Source organism: Stenotrophomonas sp. 278 (genome assembly GCF_003935715.1).
In the GTDB taxonomy this organism is placed as follows: domain Bacteria; phylum Pseudomonadota; class Gammaproteobacteria; order Xanthomonadales; family Xanthomonadaceae; genus Stenotrophomonas; species Stenotrophomonas maltophilia_AH.
In genome coordinates, this window is sequence record NZ_RHPP01000232.1 from 1 (window position 1) to 3,550 (window position 3,550).

A 3,550-nucleotide genomic window follows, 5' to 3' on the forward strand; every position below is an offset into this window, starting at 1 on the left:
GGACTGTCGGTGACCCTGGTCGAGCAGCAGCCGCGTGCGGCGTTGGCAGAGGCCGCCTTTGACGGCCGCGAGATCGCGCTTACCCACGCCTCGCGGCGCATCCTGGAGCAGCTGGGGGTGTGGGAACGCCTGGACCCGGCCGAAATATCCGACCTGCGCGATGCGCGCGTGATGGACGGCAGCTCGCCGTTCGCGCTGACCTTTGCCGCGGACCAGCGCCAGGGCGATGCGCTGGGATGGCTGGTCCCCAATCACCTGATCCGCCGCGCAGCCTGGGACAGCGTGCAGGGCCAGCCCGGCCTGCGCCTGATCGACCAGACCAGCGTGCGCGAGGTGGTCCCCGGGGCCGACCGCAGCGAGGTAACCCTCAGCGACGGCCGTCGCCTGCAGGCACGTCTGGTGGTGGCCGCCGACAGCCGCTTCTCTTCCACCCGGCGGCTGCTGGGTATCGGGGCCAGGCTGCGTGACTTCGGCAAATCCATGCTGGTCTGCCGCATGCAGATCGACGTGCCGCACCAGCACACCGCGTGGGAATGGTTCGGCTACGGGCGCACCATGGCGCTGTTGCCGCTCAACGGCGATCTGGCTTCGGCTGTCATTACCTTGCCGCCGCGGCAGATCGCCGAGCTGATGGCGCTGGATGAAGACAGCTTCGGGGCCCGGGTGAGTACCCTGTTCGAGTATCGACTGGGCAACATGCGGCCGGTGGCCAAGCCGGTCGCGTATCCGCTGGTGGGCGTGTTCGCCAACGCGTTCGTGGGCGAGCGCTGTGCGCTGATCGGCGACGCGGCGGTGGGCATGCACCCGGTAACCGCGCACGGCTTCAATCTGGGGTTGCAGAGCCAGGACCGTCTGGCTGCGATCCTGCGTACGGCCGCGCAGCGCGGGACCGACATCGCCGCGCCGTCGGGCCTGGCCCGCTATGAGCGTGGCCACCGGCTGGCGGCGCGCCCGTTGTATGACGCGACCAATGCCATCACCACCCTGTACACCGACGACCGCCTGCCGGCGCGGGTGCTCCGCCGGGCGGGTCTTCGCCTGGCACAGGGCGTGGTGCCGTTCCGCAAGCTGATCGCGGCGCACCTGACCCAGCGGTGACAGGTCACGACCAACGGTCGTGACCTACCATGGGTGTGCATCGGCCCCGGTAGGTGACGACCGTTGGTCGTCACGCGCTGCATGCCGGCTTCACCCCTCCGGGTCGGCCAACACGTTGATCACCGTATCGCCGAACTGCACCTGCTGGCCTGCGCGGATCTTGCAGGCCTTGCGCAGTTCCACCTGGCCATCCACCAGCACCTGGCCGTCGCCGATCAGCATCTTGGCTTCGCCGCCGCTGCTGACCAGGTCGGTCAGCTTGAGCAGCTGCTTCAGTTCGACGTACTCGCCGTCCAGGTCGAATTCGAGAGTCTGCATGGAGGGGGTATCCTGTGAAGGGGCGCAGAGCATGCGCCGGGCCGGGAAAGGGCGCGTATTGTGCGACAGCACGCGCCATATCGATATCCATGGGAAATCTGTACACGCTGTTCAGGGACGATGCGGTATCATTCCGCCCTGAGCGAGAGTAATCCTCCGACCGAGCAGCGCCAGGGCACGCGATAAGAAAGGGCGCCCAAAGCGCGGACCATCCCCTTTTTTATCTCACTGCCAGGTTCACGGCAGTGCCTTTGGAGTTCCCCATGTCCCAAGAATCTTCCGCGCCGCTGCTGTTCGCAGATCTCGGCCTGTCCGACGCTGTGATGCAGGCGGTTGCCGCTGTCGGCTACGAAACCCCTTCGCCGATCCAGGCTGCCACCATCCCGGCGATGCTGGAAGGCCGTGACGTGCTGGGCCAGGCCCAGACCGGTACCGGCAAGACCGCGGCGTTCGCGTTGCCGGTGCTGTCCAACCTGGACTTCAACCAGACCAAGCCGCAGGTGCTGGTGCTGGCCCCGACCCGTGAGCTGGCCATCCAGGTCGCCGAGGCCTTCCAGACCTATTCGGCCAAGATTCCCGGCTTCCGCGTGCTGCCGGTGTACGGCGGCCAGCCCTATGGGCAGCAGCTGTCGGCCCTGCGCCGTGGCGTGCATGTGGTCGTCGGTACCCCCGGCCGCGTGATCGATCACCTGGATCGCGGCACCCTGGATCTGTCCGAGCTGAAGACGCTGGTGCTGGACGAAGCCGATGAAATGCTGCGCATGGGCTTCATCGACGACGTCGAAGCGGTGCTCAAGAAGCTGCCGGAAAGCCGCCAGGTGGCACTGTTCTCGGCCACCATGCCGCCGCAGATCCGCCGCATCGCGCAGACTTACCTGCAGGACCCGGCCGAAGTCACCATCGCGGCCAAGACCACCACCTCGGCCAACATCCGCCAGCGTTACTGGTGGGTGAGCGGTCTGCACAAGCTCGATGCGCTGACCCGCATCCTGGAAGTGGAGCCGTTCGATGCGATGATCATCTTCGCCCGGACCAAGGCCGGTACCGAGGAGCTGGCGGAAAAGCTGCAGGCCCGCGGCCTGGCCGCGGCCGCCATCAATGGCGACATGCAGCAGGCCCAGCGTGAACGCACCATCGGCCAGCTCAAGGAAGGCAAGCTGGACATCCTGGTCGCCACCGACGTGGCCGCGCGTGGCCTGGACGTGGAGCGCATCAGCCACGTGCTGAACTACGACATTCCCTACGACACCGAAAGCTACGTGCACCGCATTGGCCGTACCGGCCGTGCCGGCCGTAGTGGTGAGGCGATCCTGTTCGTCACCCCGCGCGAGAAGGGCATGCTGCGCGCCATCGAGCGTGCTACCCGTCAGCCGATCGAGGAAATGCAGCTGCCGAGCGTGGACGCGGTCAACGACACCCGCGTGAACAAGTTCATGAGCCGCATCAGCGACGCGCTCAGCGAAGGCAACATCGACTTCTACCGCGACCTGCTGCAGCGTTTCGAAGGCGAGAACAACGTGCCGGCGATCGACATCGCCGCTGCGCTGGCCAAGCTGCTGCAGGGCGATTCGCCGTTCCTGCTGACCCCGCCGGTGCGCGGTCCGCGTGAAGAGCGCGCGCCGCGTGAACGCCAGGAGCGTGGCGAGCGCGGTGAGCGTCCGTCGCGGTTTGAACCGCGCTTCGAGCGTGGTCCGCGTCGTGACGACGAACGTGCGGTGCGCGGTCCGCGCCCGGAAGGCGACTTCGGCCCACAGGACGGTGGCTTCGAACGCGCGCCGCGCCGTGACATCGCCCCGCGCGGTGCTCCGGAGCCGGGCATGGAAACCTTCCGCATCGAAGTGGGCCATGTGCACGGCGTGAAGCCGGGCAACATCGTCGGCGCGATCGCCAATGAGGCCGGTCTGGAAAGCCGCTACATCGGCCGCATCGACATCCACGACGACTTCTCGGTGCTGGACCTGCCGGCCGAAATGCCCGCCGACCTGCTCAGCCACTTGAAGAAGGTGTGGGTGGCCGGGCAGCAGCTGCACATGCGCCGGGTTGAGCCGGGTGAAGACCTGACCCCGTCGGCTCGTGCGCCGTTCAAGCCGAAGTTCGGCCGCGGTCCGGGCAAGCCGGGCGGCCACCGCGGCGG

The 3,550-nt window shown here is 67.4% G+C and carries 3 protein-coding genes; 2 read left to right on the plus strand and 1 reads right to left on the minus strand.

Annotated features, from left to right (window positions below; all coding sequences use genetic code 11):
- Nucleotides 1-1,098 (plus strand): 5-demethoxyubiquinol-8 5-hydroxylase UbiM (gene ubiM, locus EGJ34_RS20930; protein ID WP_125362340.1); only part of this gene is annotated, 1,098 nt, incomplete at its 5' end.
- 90 nt (nucleotides 1,099-1,188) lie between these two features.
- Here the strand turns inward: ubiM and EGJ34_RS20935 are convergent.
- Nucleotides 1,189-1,416 (minus strand): RNA-binding S4 domain-containing protein, encoded by a 228-nt coding sequence (locus tag EGJ34_RS20935; protein WP_125362341.1) that lies wholly within the window; start codon nucleotides 1,414-1,416, stop codon nucleotides 1,189-1,191.
- A gap of 263 nt (nucleotides 1,417-1,679) precedes the next feature.
- On the opposite strand from EGJ34_RS20935, the gene EGJ34_RS20940 reads away from it, so the two are divergent.
- A partial coding sequence (locus EGJ34_RS20940) for a DEAD/DEAH box helicase (protein WP_125362342.1) occupies nucleotides 1,680-3,550 on the plus strand: 1,871 nt, incomplete at its 3' end.

Bases quoted from the DNA above. Each gene is read 5' to 3' on its own strand.
- EGJ34_RS20935 (WP_125362341.1), bottom strand. From the start codon at position 1,416: ATGCAGACTCTCGAATTCGACCTGGACGGCGAGTACGTCGAACTGAAG.